Source organism: Kitasatospora sp. NPDC004614 (assembly GCF_042873675.1).
In the GTDB taxonomy this organism is placed as follows: Bacteria; Actinomycetota; Actinomycetes; order Streptomycetales; family Streptomycetaceae; genus Kitasatospora.
The window spans coordinates 159,238-171,656 of the sequence record NZ_JBIALR010000011.1 but is presented as its reverse complement, the minus strand read 5'-3'; the positions used below and the strand labels follow the sequence as shown (position 1 = coordinate 171,656).

Below are 12,419 nucleotides of genomic sequence, written 5' to 3'. Positions count from 1 at the left end.
AGGCCGGACAGGGCCGTTGCTGCGGGCTGACCCGCTAGCTGTTCGCGGTTGACGGCTGGCCGGGGCCGGAGGGCACGGTGACCAGGTGCAGACGCTGGGACCCTCCGCGGGTGAGCTGGATGCCCGTGCCGGCTGCGAGCGCGTGGGCTGCGTGGCCGATGCGCATGCCGGAGATCCTTCGGCCGTCCGCGGTCGCGACCACGGCCGGCCGGGTGCCTGACCGCAGAGCCTGCCAGACGGTGCGCGTCTGTTCGGTCAGGAGTTGGTGCATCTCGGGCCCAACCTCAGGTTCGAACCAGCGCACGGCGAGGCGACCGGCCTCGAACGCCTCGCCGCGGTGACTCGGCCTGCGCCGTGAGCACAGCAGTTGAACCACCGCAGCGCGCGGCAGCCCAGGACCGTGTGCGTGGCCGGTCAAGTCCTGGACAGCCGCGGGGGCGGCAGCCCCTCCTGGCAGGGCCAGAAAGGCCTGAACCCCGCCGCAGCACAGAGCCTCCTGGACCGTCGAGTGCACATGTACTTGGTGCAGGCCCAGTGGGCCCGGTTGGCTGCAAAGCCATCCAGCACCCGGCAGGAGCTCCCCGATCCGCTGCCCGACCAGGGCCTCGTCCTCCGGTAGCAGCCAGACATCTGTCGTCTTCGTTCGGGAGCCGGGGAGTGCCATGGGGACAGCGTTGCAGCAGTTGCTGACAGGACGGCCCGGCGCCATGACGGCGGAGGCTCGGACGAGGGCGTTTCCTCGGGTTGTCGAGGCAGGGACGGTCGGGCAGTTGTTCGCCTGGGGGAGAGGTGCCTTGCTGCGGGTGGGCGTTCGGCAGGTGGTGGCGGCCTCCGATGATGTGCGAGGTCGAGCAGCGTCGAGTCGGGACCGGCCTGGATCCTGTGCCGAGTTCGATGCTCGCGTCCGGTGGGTCAGTTCGTTCGTTGGTATGGCGGTGGAACGCCGGGGATGGTTCGAGCGGTGGGTCAAGTAGCTGCCGGAGCCTGCTGTGTGGTCGCTGCTCGGGCGGTGGCCGCTTCGACCTGGCGGCGGCCGGATTCGCCTCGGCTCCAGAGGAAGGCACACCAGCGGCGCGGTGCGTCGCTGCTCCAGATCCGGAACTCCTTGACTGCGACGTTGTCGGACAGTCGCCATCGGACGGTGCGGCCTGATGCTTCGGGGATGTCGGTGAGGCCGTCGAGATGCTGGGCGAGTGCGAAGCTGTCGACGGTGGTGGCGACGCGGTCCCAGGTCGCGAGCGTGTCGGTGAGGGCGTGGGATTCGATGAGTGCCGGGATGGACGGGGCGACTTCGAGGAACGTTCCGCCTCGGTCGGTTACTCCGACCCGGCCGTCCGTGTGCACCAGGTAGCGGACCGGGGAGGACACGTACTCCCCGAACCAGTCGAAGTACCAGCCGTTGGCAGGGCCGGCCCACATGCCTTGGCCCAGGTCGTAGTGCCAGTCGCGGAGCGTCTCGTGGCGTTCGCCCTCGATGGTGCAGCGGCTTCGGACTTGGTAGCGGAGTCCGCCGTACCTCTGCTCGAATCCCTCCCGGCGGATGACCAGCATCATGGGCGCGGGGGTCAACTGGCCGGAGTGGTCACGGATTTGCAGGAACTCGGTGGAGAGTCGGGGTTCCTGCGGATCGTCGCGTCGGCCGGTTCGGTCGAGCAGGTTCTTTGCACGCGAGGTGAGACCCGTGAGGTCATCCAGGATGTGCATGCTGCACTTCATTTCCCAGGACAGGGTGTGGGTTTGCAGGTCCGAAAGATACCGGGTCGGGGCAGTCAGTACTCCGGCTTCAGATCGTGATCTCGGCTGCCCCTGGACCGGTCCGCGGTGCCGTAATGCTGTCGACGGCCGTGATCGTCTACTGCTAGGTTCGCCTGCGCCAGAGCAGTGCCATGTCGACGCGTCACCGAGAGGGTGAGGTTTATGGCTGCCGGGAGCGAGTTCCGTCACGTCCCTGACCGGGTCGCCGACTGAGCCGGCTTCTGCCGCCAGCGGCCCGGACCGCTTCACAACTCCGGAGTTCGTCAACAATGCAGAGCATGACCCCCCGCCCGCTGAGCCTGCTCGTGCTGGGTGGCACGCGTTTCGTGGGTCGCACCCTTGTCGAGGCCGCACTGGCCGAGGGGCACCAGGTGACGCTGTTCAACCGCGGCCGGACCGCGCCCGAGCTCTTCCCCGAGGTCGAGACCATCATTGGCGACCGCACCACCGACCTGTCCGCGCTCGGTGACCGCCGCTGGGATGCCGTGGTCGATGTCGCAGGCTACGAGCCCGAGGTGGTCCGCCGCTCGGTCACCGCCCTGGGTGAGCGCGTGGACCGGTACGTCTTCGTCTCCTCCCTGTCGGTCCTTGCCGACCAGGCGACCGTGCAGAACGAGGACGGAAATCTGCTCGTCCTCGGCGAGGACCTGCCGCCACACCAGCTCTACGGCGCACGCAAAGCCGCCTGCGAGCGGATCGTGCTGGGCGCGTACGGCGAGCGTGCCAGCATCGTCCGCCCCGGCATGATCGTCGGGCCGCACGACCCGACCGACCGCTTCCCCTACTGGCCGCGGCGCTTCCAGCGCGGCGGCACGGTGCTGCTGCCGGGCGACCCGGCCGACGCGGCCCAGTTCATCGATGTCCGCGATGTCGCGGCGTGGATCCTGGGGTGCATCGCAGCACAGCGCGGCGGCATCTACAACGTCACCGGTCGCACCCTGCCGTTCGGCGAGTTCTTCGCCGTCTGCCGGGCACTGGTGAACCCCGGTGCGGAGCCGGTCTGGGTCAGCAGCGAGAAGCTGCTGAAAGCTGGCGTCAACCCATGGATGGGCGTCCCGATGTGGATCGGCGCCCCCGAGTGCGTGGCGATCAACCGGGTGGACATCTCCCGCGCCCTTGCCGCCGGCCTGATGTACCGTCCGCTCGCCGAGACCGTTGCCGACACACTCGCCTGGGACACCGCCCGCGGTGGACCGGCCGTAGACGAGGAGGGGCTCACCGCTGCGGAGGAGCAGCGGCTGCTGGACGAGCTGACGTGAGTCGGCTCGGTGTGGTCCGGCTCGGTGTGATCCCGCGCTGAGAACGGGTGGTCTCGGGTGAGCGAAGCTGCGGATGGTGGCCGGGGCGCCGGCCTCTTCCGCGATGACGCGCTCGAGACCTTGGAGCGGCTTCGCCGCGACGGCCTTCGGATCGGGGTCCTGAGTGACTGCACGATCGAACTCGCCGAAACCTGGCCGACGTTGCTGCTTGCCCCGCTGGTCGACGCGGTCGTCCTGTCCTGCCAGGAAGGGCGCAGGAAGCCGGATTCGGAGTTGTTCCGCCAGGTCGCGAGGGAACTGGATACGCCGACCAGCGATTGCCTCTATGTCGGTGACGGCGGCGGCGATGAACTGAGTGGCGCAACTGCGCAAGGAATGACCGCGGTCATGCTGCGGGCCGGCGACTGGGCGATCAACGACGCGCACGCCCGTGAGGACAGCTGGCCGGGACCGTTCTTCTCGACGCTGTCCCACGTCGTCGCCGCTGCCGGCGACCCGGCCCTGATCACTGCCTGAGGGCGCTGCCCCGGAGCGCCCTGTCGGTCCGGGCGGTGCCAGGGGGGGGCGGATGTTCGCCGGCACGGTGTTGTGGTCGGTCCGGTGGACGCCGCAGTTCGGATCCGACGTCGCGTCAGCTGGTCGTGGGCTGTGTTCGATCAGGTCCTGATGGCCGGCCAGATGGTCAGGGCCGCAGCAATGGTGAGTCCGGCGTTGAGTGCGATTCGGCGGTCTCCGGTGGTCAAGTGGACGGTGACTGCGCCGGTTTGGAGGAGGACGAAGCCGGTGGCCGCGGCCGCGGCCGGGGCCAGGGAGGGGGCGATGTCGGCGAGTTGGGGGGAGGATCAGGCCGATTGGGCCGCCGGTTCACGCGGGACCCGTCGGTTGTGTCGCGTGCCGGAAGAGGCCGGGCCGGGGGTTCAGGCGTGGTCGGTGGCGGGCTCGGTCGCGTAGTGGCTCATTGCGTCGATGTTGGCCTGTGGCGTCAACGGGCGGCCGTCGGTGAGGACTTGCTGGAGGTCCCGGAAGTACTGCACGTACAGGTCGGGGGTGAAGGTGCTGAGCAGGACGGCGGGTTGGTCGGTCGGGTTGGCGAAGGTGTGCGGGGTGCCGGGCGGGACCATCACGAGGGTGCCCGGGGTGGCGTCGTAGTCCGTGTTCCCGACGGTGAACCGTACGGTGCCGGCCAGGATGTAGAAGCCCTCGTCGTGCAGGGCGTGGCGGTGCTGCGGCGGTCCCTGGGTGTGCGGGGCGAGGACGGACTCGGCGATTGCGAGGCGGTGGCCGGTGTGGCTGCCGTCCTCCAGGATGCGCATGCGGGTGGTGCCCAGAACGATCGTCTCGCCGTCGCCGGGGCTCACCACCGAGACGGTGTGGGCGGTCTGCGGGTCGTCGGTCTTCGTCTGCCTGGTCATGTGGACGAGTGCACCGCTGGGGGTGGGTCGGTGTCCAAGACCTGTTCTGCGGGGCTGATGCCTTGTGGGTATCGCTGCTGTGTGGGACTGCGGAGCTCGCGCGGCGAAGTCGGTGGCGCCGAGGGGTGGGCGTCCTTTCGGTGCCGGGCCGTCGGCGTACCGTCGCGGTGTATGAAACTCCTTTGATATAAGGGAAGTTGTGGTGGCGGCGGGGGTCATTTCGGCCCTGGTCGTGCCTGCGGGTCTGCCGTCCGGTAGTCCTTCGTCACGCACGCGGCCACCGCCGTCGTCCGACACAGGGAGCGCATCCATGCCTCGTACCGACATCCGTGCCGCCCTCAACGACCTCGTCTTCTCCCCGGACCTCGACCTGAACGAGGCCGCCGAGCGTCACATCACCCCCGACTACGTCCAGCGCACCGACGGCAACTCCCTTGACCGGGAAGCCTTTCTCGCCCACATCGCCCACCTCCGTGCGAGCGTGGCCTCCGGGGTGATCGAGGTGCACCAGGAGCTCTTCGACGGCGACCAGTACGCCGACCGTCACACCGCCACGATCTCGATGAAGGACGGCTCCACCCTCCTCATGGAGGTCCACCTCTTCGGCGAGTTCGCCGCGGACGGCCGCTTTCGTCGTGTCAACGAGACCACCCTGGTCCTCGAAAGCCCCGGCGACGTACGCTGACCCTCACGGAGTGGCCCGAGGCCGGGATCGGTCAGCCGATCGGTGGGGCGAGGTATTCCAGGGCGTAGCCGTCGCCGGCGGGGGTGACGCGGGCGATGCCGGGGGAGTCGAGGTGGGCGCCGGCCACGAAGTGGTGGGGGCGGGTGAGTTGTTCGAGGAGGGCCGCGCGTGAGGTGCGGGCCTGGGGCTGGTTGCCGTCGAACTCCCAGGACACGTTCGGCTGGTCGAACTGGAGCGTGGGGACGTGGACGGTGTCGCCCCAGACGAGGAGGTGGCCGGCGCTGCTCCTCACCTCGTAGACGGTGTGGCCGGGGGTGTGGCCCGGTGTCGGGATCGCGGTGGTCCAGTCGTTGATCGCGACCTTCTCCGTGACGGGGACGACCCGGTCGCGGATCGGCGCGAGGCGCCCCGTGAAGACCGAGGTGTCGCCCGCGCCGATCCAGACGCGTTCGAGTCCGGTGAACGCCTCCGAACCGTCCGGCGTGATCAGGCCGCTGACGTGGTCCTCGTGCCGGTGGGTGATGGCCACATCGGTGATCCGCGCGCGCTCGACCCCCGCCTCGTCGAGCGCGTCGTAGATCAAGCCCATGGTGGGGTCGTGCCAGACGTTGGACGCGCCGGTGTCGATGAGGACCGACCGAGTGCCGTCGGTGACGAAGAAGGCGTTGACCGACAGCCGCAGGTTCTCGCCGACCAGCGGGACGGCGGCCGGCAGCACGTCGAGCGTGCGCCCGTCCTCGTCGCGGAGGCGGGTCGGCGGCATGTCGATGTACCCGTCCCGCAGCGAGACCACCTGCAGGTTGCCGAAGTCGAACGTGGCGTGGTGCCTGCCACTTGAGGTCAAGTGCATGGAGCCTCCGTCGGGTTGGGGGTGGATCGGGTTCCGTGTTCGATGGAAGGGGTCGTCTCCTTCGGGAGAACATTAGGCGGTCGCGCGGCGAGGTACCTACGGTGGTCGAGCAGGCGGATGCGGGGCCGAACCGCAGCGCGGAGGCCGAGGAGGTGGAGCGCGGCCGGTGTCGGTGGCGTCTGGGAGCAGGCCTTGGGCGCGCGGTCGGGTGGGGAGCGGGTGGGGAGCATGGCGACGGCCATCGTGGCGACTGCGTCTCCGTCGGCGGGATTGGGGACCTGGCTGCGGGCATCCTCGATCAAGTTCCAGAAGCGCTGAGTGTGCATGACGCCGGAGCATGTCAGCGGGGTCCGACATCGGCGCGCGGGGGGAGGGGCGGCTGCGTCGGGTCGGGTGGGTTGGCGGGTCAGTAGAGTCAGCTGACCATGGACGCCGTCGTGCCGGGAGGGTCCCGGGGCGTTGTGCGTCCGGGAGGGTGTTTGTCATGCCGCAGATCCTGATCGATCACTCGCCGGGGCTCGAGTTCGACGCCACGGCGTTTGCGAAGGAGGTTCATCAGCTGATTCCTGAGGTGATCGACACGGCGACGGGTGACTGCAAGACGCTGGTGCGGCCGGCGGTTTCGCATCTGGTCGGGGACGGGGCGTCGGGGGAGGCGGTGGTGCTGGTGGAGATCAAGATTCTGGGCGGGCGCAGTGTCGCGGCGCGTAGTGAACTGTCGGCGCGGGTGACGGATTTGCTGCGGTCGCATGTTCGGGTGCCGGCCGCGTTCTGTGTCGAGGTGAGTGAACTGGACCGGGAGACCTACGTGTTCGTGCATCACGCCGGGCACTGAGGTCGGCGGGCCGGGGTGGAAGGGGGCGCCTCGGCCTTCGGCGGTGGGGGGTGGGGGTGGGGGTGGGGGAAATTCGGTTGTCGGGGTTGTTGGACGGTTCGACACTGAGGTCATGCTCGGATTCGTGAGGACCGACAACGAAGCCCTCGTCGCGTACTTGGGCGACCCGCAGCGTGCCGTGGCGGCCTACTGGGAACTGTTGCGGCGCAAGGGGGATGCGGTGGGTGCCATCAGGGCCGGCCTGTCCCATGAGAGTGCGGCTGTCCGGGAGGGCTGCTGCCGGTTGCTGGACCACCTGGTCGACACGGAGTCGATGGGGCAGCTGATCACGATGGCCGACGATCCGGACGCCCGGGTCAGGATCGCCGCGTTCCATGCCCTCGCGTGCGACCGGTGCAAGGACGACACGTGCGCGCCGGGTGCGGACCGGGTGCTCGAACCCGCGTTGCGGCACCTGGCTTCCGACCCCGACCCGCAGGTGCGGTCGCGGGCCGCCGAGTTGGTCGGCAAGTTCGCCCGTGCCGATGCCCGGGCTGTTGCCGCTCTGCAGGTGTCGCACCGGCAGGACCCGAGTCCGGCTGTGCGGAAGAAGGCGGGCTGGTACATCCCGGGCGGGGCCGTTTACGAGCGGACGGGTCCGCGGGCGTCCAGGTGACGGGGCGGGCGGTGCCCCGGTGAGGGGCGGCAGGCTGCGCGCATGCTGTTGGACTGGATCGCCGAGGTGGCGGACGAACCGCTGGTGCTCAACTCCGGGGACCGGCGGGAGGAGTGGGACACCACCGAGTCTGCCCTGGCTCGCGTTCTCCACCGGTCGGACTGCTGCTCCTCGGCTGGCAGTTGATCGTGCGCCTACTGCTCGGAGTCGGTGCGGGCCAGCCAGAGGAACAGCGGCGGCAGGGCCAGTTCGACGATGCCCAGGGCGACCTGGAACCAGTGCGGCCAGCCGTGTACGGCGAGCGAGAGGATTCGTCCGAGGCCGCCGAGGAACAGGATGCCGGCCAGCCAGCGGACGGCGGTGGTGCGGATCGGTGACTGGCGGGCGGCCTGGAGCCAGGCGACGCCGTAGCCGGCGAAGATCGCGCCGAAGAACCGGCCGAGGCTGTCGATGGTCGGGCCGGCCGAACTCTCGCCGGGGATCGCGGAGTTGCCGAGCAGGACGTGGAAGAGCCCGATCGCCACGCAGCCGTAGCCCATGACGAGCATGAGTGCGTGCAGTGCCTTGTCCTTGGTCATGACAGCGCCGACCCCCTGTTAGTAGACACGCGTCAACCAGGAGCAGCAGGCTACGCGCCGCTAGTAGACACGTGTCAAGTAGGATGGCCGGGTGCCTCCTCGCCAGCGCCTCAGCCCCGCCGACCGCCGCGCCCAACTCCTCGCTGTCGCTGCCCAGTTCTTCGCTGCGCACACGTACGACGAGGTGCTGATGGAGGACGTCGCCGAGCGTGCGGGGGTGTCCCGGGCGCTGCTCTACCGGCACTTCCCGAGCAAGCGCGACCTGTTCGCGGCCCTCTACCGGCAGGTCGCCGAGCAGTTGCTCGCCAAGACCCGGTTCGACCCCGCCGACTCCCTGGTCGAGCAGCTCGCCGAGGGCCTGGATGCGCACATCGAGTACTTCGCGGAGAACCGCAACACCGTGCTCGCGGCGAACCGGGTGCTGGCCGGTGACCGGCTGGTCCAGACGATCATCGCCGACGAGCTCGACGCGCTGCGCGAGCGCCTGCTGAGTGTGCTCCCGCCCGCCGGCGACCGGACCAGGGAGGCCGTGTCGGGCGTGCTGAAGAGCTGGCTGGTGTTCGTCCAAGTCCTGTGCGTGGACTGGCTGATCGAGCCGCACTGCACCCGCGCCGAGCTGCGCGACATCTGCATCGGCGCCGTCCTGGGCGCGATCAGGCCGCTGCTCGACGAGGATCCCGCCCCGGACTGGCCGCACTGAGCGCCCAACAGGGTCACGCGTACTTCAGGAGGAGTTCGAGCATCCGAGGGTCCTGGTGGGTGAATCCCAACCCTGGCTGGTGGCAGTCGAGTTGGGTGATGGCGGCGAGCTCGTCGGGGGACAGCTCGAAGTCGAACACGGCGATGTTCCGGCGCAGCCGCCCGGGGTCGGTGCTCTTGGCGACCAGCGGGATGCCGCGCTGGAGCAGCCGGCGCAGGGCGATCTGCGGGACGGACCTGCCATGGGTGGCGGCGATGCGCCGCAGGACGGGGTGCGCGTACAGGTCCGGGTTGCCCTGGGCGAGCGGGCCCCAGGCCTGGAGGACGGTGCCGTGCCGGTCCTGGAGTTCCTTCGCGGCGCTCTGCTGCAGGAACGGGTGGACCTCGCGCTGGTTGACGGCGGGGACGGTCCGGCTGTGGGTGGCGCTGACGTTGCCGGCCAGTTGGGCCGTTACCAACACCGGCCGGGGGTAGCGGAGTTCGCGGTGACCCAGCTCACATCCGGGCGCTGTCAGCAATCGGTGCGCCGTCCCGTTCAGAGGGCACGCGAACCAGACAGGAGCACCCTCATGAGGCACCGCATCGTCGTCCTCGGCGCCGGCTACGCCGGAGCCTTCGCCGCCGGGAACCTGGCCCGCCGGCTGAACGCCGAGGACATCGAGATCACCGTCGTCAATGCCGCCCCCGACTTCGTCGAGCGGATGCGGCTGCACCAGCTCGCCAGCGGGCACAAGGTCGAATTCCGCCCGCTCGCCGACATGTTCGCGGGCACCGGGGTGCGGGTGCGGGTGGCCCGCGTCACCGGGCTCGACCCCGAGCGCCGGGCCGTCGCCGTCAGCGACGCGGACGGCGACGCCGAACTCGCCTACGACACGCTGCTGTTCGCGCTCGGCAGCGCGGTGGACCGGCACGACGTCCCCGGCGTGGCGGAGCATGCGTTCGACGTCACCGGCCTGCCCTCGGCGCTGCGGCTGCGCGACCGGCTGGCCGAGCTGGGCGCGGGAGGCACCGTGCTGGTGGTAGGGGAGGGGCTGACCGGCATCGAGACCGCCGCCGAGATCGCCGAGGCCCGCCCCGACCTGGCGGTCGCGCTCGCCGCCCGGGGCGAACTCGGCGCCTGGCTCTCCCCGAAGGCCCGCCGCTACCTGCGGGCGTCCTTCGCCCGGCTCGGCATCACCGTCCACGAGCACACCGGCATCGAAGCCGTCGAGCCGGGCCGGGCGCTCGCCGCCGACGGCCGCGCCGTGCCCGCCGAAGTGACGGTCTGGGCCGCCGGGTTCGCCGTGAACCCGCTGACGGCCGCCAGCGGCCTGGAGCTCGCCGCGGACGGCCGGATCCTGGTCGACCAAAGCATGCGCTCCGTCTCGCACCCGGACGTCTACGTCGCCGGGGACAGCGCCCACGCGATCGGCGTCAACGGTCGTCCGCTGCCGATGTCCTGTGCCTCGGCCGGCCTCACCGCCACCCAGGCCACCGCCGCCATCATCGCCCGCCTGACGGGCCGGGAGGATCCGGTCTCCGCGCTGAAGTACTTCGGCAACCACATCAGCCTCGGGCAGCGGGACGCGCTCGTGCAGATGGTGGACGGCGCCGAACGCTCCAAGTCCTGGTACCTGGGCGGCCGGACCGCCGTGCGGTTCAAGACGAGTGTGCTCAGGGCCTCCGCGTGGACCATCGCGCACCCGACCTACGGCATGCCCAAGCGCAGGCGCCACCTGACGGCAGTTCCGGTGAAGCGCCCCGCACAGGGCCCCCAGCAGACCCGCACGCGGAGCGCCGCCTAAGTTGTTGTGCATGGACAGCGCCGCCATCGACCGCTTCGAGGCCAGCCGGAGCCGGCTGGCCTCGCTCGCGTACCGTCTGCTCGGTTCGGCCGGCGACGCGGAGGACGCCGTGCAGGACGCCTTCCTGCGCTGGCAGGCCGCCGACCGCGACCGGATCGAGGTGCCCGAGGCATGGCTGACCAAAGTCGTCACCAACCTCTGCCTCGACCAACTCCGTTCGGCCCACGCCCGGTACGAGCGGGCCGCCGGCGACCTGCTCCCCGAACCGCTGCTCCAGGGCGACCCGATGCTCGGCCCCGCCGACACCTTCGAGCAGCGCGAGTCGGTGTCGCTGGCCGTGCTGACCGTGATGCAGCGCCTCGCGCCCGTCGAACGCGCCGCGTACGTGCTGCGCGAGGCCTTCGCCTACCCGCACGCCGAGATCGCCGGGATCCTCGACATCAGCGAGTCCGCGAGCCAGCAGCACGTCCACCGGGCGCGCCGGCGGGTGGCCGCCGAGCGGCGCGGCGGCCCCGAGACGGACCCGGCGTCCGCGAAGCGGGTGGCCGAGGAGTTCCTGATCGCCGCCACCTCCGGGCGGGTCGACCAGTTGGTGGCGATGCTCACCGCCGACGCCACCGCGGTCTCGGACGGAGCGGGCCGGGCCAAGCGGCTGCTGCGGCTCACCAGCCGCGAACAGATCGCCGCCGGCGTGCGGGCCGGCTTCCGGTCCACCCCCGCCAAACGACGGCTGGCGGGCGGCATCTCCGCGCTGCACATCGCGCAGGTCAACGGTGCCCCGGCGGTCGTCGCCGTGGTCGACGGCCGGGTCAAGGGCGCCGTGGTACTGGAACTGCGCGACGGCAAGGTCGCCGGCCTGTGCGGCGTCGCCGCCCCGGACCGGCTGGCGCGTCTCGACACCGCCTGGCAGCGGCACGAACCCGGGGAGCCGGTCGTCGCCGAGTGGTGAGCGGAAGCGGCTTGACCTTGACCCAAGGTCAAGCCCCACGCTGGAGGGCATGACGAAGAACGCGAACACGAAGACTCGCAACGCTGCCTGGTCCGGGCTGGTCCCGGTGGAGGACACGGCGCTCGCCGTCACCGACACCGGCGGCCCCGGGCAGCCCGTGCTCTACCTCAACGGCTCCTACGCCACGCAGCGGAACTGGCGGCACGTCATCGCCGAACTCGGCGACGGCCACCGTCACATCACCTTCGACGAACGGGCCCGCGGCCGCTCGAAGCAGTCGGCCGACTACTCGTTCGCCGCCTGCCTGCGCGACATCGACGCCGTCCTGGACGCCACCGGGGTGCAGCGGCCGCTGCTGGTCGGCTGGTCCTACGGCGCCGCGCTCGCCCTGCACTGGAGCACCCGCAACCCGGACCGGACCGCCGGCGTGGTGATGGTCGACGGCGGCTACCCCTGGGACTACCTTGCCACCGTCGAGGGCGGCCGGGAGGCCGGCCGCGAGCAGATCCGCACCATGTTCCGGAAGTTCGGCTGGATCATGCCGCTGGTCCGGCCGCTGGGGATGGCCGCGCGAATGTCCGCCGAACAGCACGCCGAGATCAACATCGAACTGAACGAGATCGTCGCCGACAGTGACCCGGTGTTCGACCAAGTGACCTTCCCCATGCGTTTCCTGGTCGCCACCGGCGCCAGCCTCGGCGGCACCGCGGAAGGGCTCGCCGCGATGCGCGCCACCCTCGACCCGATCCTCGCCCGCAACCCGCACGTGCAGGTCAGCGCCACCGTCCCGAGCAAGCACACCACCATCGTGCGCAAGGACTTCCGGGCCATCGCCACCGCGGTTCGGGAGGTTGGACAGGACAGCTTGCAGTGAGGTTTTCTGACGGGATGACAGGCGGATCGGCAGGCGGAGTGACAGGCGGATTGGCAGGCGGAGTGACAGGCGGATCGGTAGGCG

At 70.4% G+C, this 12,419-nt stretch carries 16 protein-coding genes and 1 pseudogene; 10 read left to right on the top strand and 7 right to left on the bottom strand.

Translation table 11 applies throughout. The annotated features are described in order from the left end of the window. Nucleotides 1–34: 34 nt before the first annotated feature. Both ACFYST_RS22965 and ACFYST_RS22960 read right to left on the bottom strand, forming a co-directional pair. Nucleotides 35–166, bottom strand: coding sequence for a hypothetical protein (locus tag ACFYST_RS22965; protein WP_387641445.1), 132 nt, complete (start codon nucleotides 164–166; stop codon nucleotides 35–37). Nucleotides 167–966: 800 nt separating this feature from the next. Next, a complete protein-coding gene (locus ACFYST_RS22960; protein ID WP_387865017.1) occupies nucleotides 967–1,704 on the bottom strand; it encodes a hypothetical protein in 738 nt (245 codons plus the stop codon). Between the two features lie 329 nt (nucleotides 1,705–2,033). Between ACFYST_RS22960 and ACFYST_RS22955 the strand changes: the two genes are divergently transcribed. Both ACFYST_RS22955 and ACFYST_RS22950 read left to right on the top strand, forming a co-directional pair. Beyond that, on the top strand, nucleotides 2,034–3,014 hold the full coding sequence (locus ACFYST_RS22955) for an NAD-dependent epimerase/dehydratase family protein (protein ID WP_387865015.1): 981 nt from the start codon (nucleotides 2,034–2,036) through the stop codon (nucleotides 3,012–3,014). Nucleotides 3,015–3,071: 57 nt separating this feature from the next. Further along, nucleotides 3,072–3,530, top strand: coding sequence for an HAD family hydrolase (locus ACFYST_RS22950; RefSeq protein ID WP_387865013.1), 459 nt, complete (start codon nucleotides 3,072–3,074; stop codon nucleotides 3,528–3,530). Between the two features lie 140 nt (nucleotides 3,531–3,670). Here ACFYST_RS22950 and ACFYST_RS22945 read toward each other — a convergent pair. After that, nucleotides 3,671–3,872 (bottom strand): annotated as a pseudogene (locus ACFYST_RS22945) (DoxX family protein); the annotation flags it as partial. A 59-nt stretch (nucleotides 3,873–3,931) separates the two neighbouring features. Continuing rightward, the gene (locus tag ACFYST_RS22940; RefSeq protein ID WP_387865011.1) at nucleotides 3,932–4,426 is read right to left on the bottom strand and encodes a cupin domain-containing protein; all 495 of its coding nucleotides are present in this window, start codon (nucleotides 4,424–4,426) and stop codon (nucleotides 3,932–3,934) included. Nucleotides 4,427–4,736: 310 nt separating this feature from the next. Between ACFYST_RS22940 and ACFYST_RS22935 the strand changes: the two genes are divergently transcribed. Then, nucleotides 4,737–5,111, top strand: coding sequence for a nuclear transport factor 2 family protein (locus tag ACFYST_RS22935; protein ID WP_387641460.1), 375 nt, complete (start codon nucleotides 4,737–4,739; stop codon nucleotides 5,109–5,111). Nucleotides 5,112–5,142: 31 nt separating this feature from the next. Here ACFYST_RS22935 and ACFYST_RS22930 read toward each other — a convergent pair whose 3' ends face one another. Beyond that, nucleotides 5,143–5,961, bottom strand: coding sequence for an MBL fold metallo-hydrolase (locus tag ACFYST_RS22930; RefSeq protein WP_387865008.1), 819 nt, complete (start codon nucleotides 5,959–5,961; stop codon nucleotides 5,143–5,145). 484 nt (nucleotides 5,962–6,445) lie between these two features. On the opposite strand from ACFYST_RS22930, the gene ACFYST_RS22925 reads away from it, so the two are divergent. From ACFYST_RS22925 to ACFYST_RS22915, 3 genes are all read left to right on the top strand, one after another. Further along, a complete protein-coding gene (locus tag ACFYST_RS22925; RefSeq protein WP_387865005.1) occupies nucleotides 6,446–6,796 on the top strand; it encodes a 5-carboxymethyl-2-hydroxymuconate Delta-isomerase in 351 nt (116 codons plus the stop codon). Nucleotides 6,797–6,908: 112 nt separating this feature from the next. Beyond that, nucleotides 6,909–7,451: a HEAT repeat domain-containing protein gene (locus ACFYST_RS22920; RefSeq protein ID WP_387865002.1), complete on the top strand. Its 543-nt coding sequence runs from the start codon at nucleotides 6,909–6,911 to the stop codon at nucleotides 7,449–7,451. A 42-nt stretch (nucleotides 7,452–7,493) separates the two neighbouring features. Further along, nucleotides 7,494–7,637, top strand: coding sequence for a hypothetical protein (locus ACFYST_RS22915; RefSeq protein ID WP_387865000.1), 144 nt, complete (start codon nucleotides 7,494–7,496; stop codon nucleotides 7,635–7,637). An 8-nt stretch (nucleotides 7,638–7,645) separates the two neighbouring features. Here ACFYST_RS22915 and ACFYST_RS22910 read toward each other — a convergent pair whose 3' ends face one another. Continuing rightward, on the bottom strand, nucleotides 7,646–8,029 hold the full coding sequence (locus tag ACFYST_RS22910) for a DUF4345 domain-containing protein (protein WP_387864999.1): 384 nt from the start codon (nucleotides 8,027–8,029) through the stop codon (nucleotides 7,646–7,648). 91 nt (nucleotides 8,030–8,120) lie between these two features. Here ACFYST_RS22910 and ACFYST_RS22905 point away from each other — a divergent pair, with 91 nt between their 5' ends. Further along, nucleotides 8,121–8,729: a TetR/AcrR family transcriptional regulator gene (locus ACFYST_RS22905; protein WP_387864996.1), complete on the top strand. Its 609-nt coding sequence runs from the start codon at nucleotides 8,121–8,123 to the stop codon at nucleotides 8,727–8,729. A gap of 13 nt (nucleotides 8,730–8,742) precedes the next feature. On the opposite strand, the gene ACFYST_RS22900 is transcribed toward ACFYST_RS22905, so the two are convergent. Continuing rightward, nucleotides 8,743–9,189, bottom strand: coding sequence for an aldo/keto reductase (locus tag ACFYST_RS22900; protein WP_387864994.1), 447 nt, complete (start codon nucleotides 9,187–9,189; stop codon nucleotides 8,743–8,745). Nucleotides 9,190–9,297: 108 nt separating this feature from the next. Here ACFYST_RS22900 and ACFYST_RS22895 point away from each other — a divergent pair, with 108 nt between their 5' ends. Genes ACFYST_RS22895 through ACFYST_RS22885 form a run of 3 tightly spaced genes read left to right on the top strand, consistent with a single transcriptional unit; the run spans nucleotide 9,298 to nucleotide 12,335 of the window. Then, nucleotides 9,298–10,512 (top strand): NAD(P)/FAD-dependent oxidoreductase, encoded by a 1,215-nt coding sequence (locus ACFYST_RS22895; protein ID WP_387864992.1) that lies wholly within the window; start codon nucleotides 9,298–9,300, stop codon nucleotides 10,510–10,512. 10 nt (nucleotides 10,513–10,522) lie between these two features. After that, a complete protein-coding gene (locus ACFYST_RS22890) occupies nucleotides 10,523–11,461 on the top strand; it encodes a sigma-70 family RNA polymerase sigma factor (protein WP_387864990.1) in 939 nt (312 codons plus the stop codon). A gap of 49 nt (nucleotides 11,462–11,510) precedes the next feature. Then, the gene (locus ACFYST_RS22885) at nucleotides 11,511–12,335 is read left to right on the top strand and encodes an alpha/beta fold hydrolase (protein ID WP_387864987.1); all 825 of its coding nucleotides are present in this window, start codon (nucleotides 11,511–11,513) and stop codon (nucleotides 12,333–12,335) included. Nucleotides 12,336–12,419: the final 84 nt, after the last annotated feature.